We start from the raw sequence: 223 nt of genomic DNA, 5'->3' as shown, positions 1-223 counted from the left end.
CTTGGCATAGGAAAACTCGACAAAGATCTGCTCGGGACGTTCGCCGAGGATGTTGATCTTCTTGACGCCGGACACGTGCAGGAGGTCCTGACGGATGGTCTCGGCTTGCCTGGCGAGCTCGCGCATCGGCATGCCCTTGGCCTTGAGGGCATAAAGGGCGAAGCTCACGTCGGAATATTCGTCATTGACGAAGGGGCCGAGCACGCCGGAGGGCAGCTTGCGC

The 223-nt window shown here is 60.5% G+C and carries 1 protein-coding gene; it reads right to left on the bottom strand.

The window, feature by feature from the left end; all coding sequences use genetic code 11:
* Nucleotides 1-223, bottom strand: a 223-nt coding sequence (locus MOV74_RS40535; RefSeq protein WP_246933154.1) for a hypothetical protein, incomplete at both ends; no start/stop codon positions are given.

The sequence above is a fragment of the Bradyrhizobium sp. SHOUNA76 genome, assembly GCF_023006445.1.
Lineage (GTDB): Bacteria > Pseudomonadota > Alphaproteobacteria > Rhizobiales > Xanthobacteraceae > Bradyrhizobium.
This window is presented reverse-complemented; position numbering and strand designations above follow the sequence as displayed.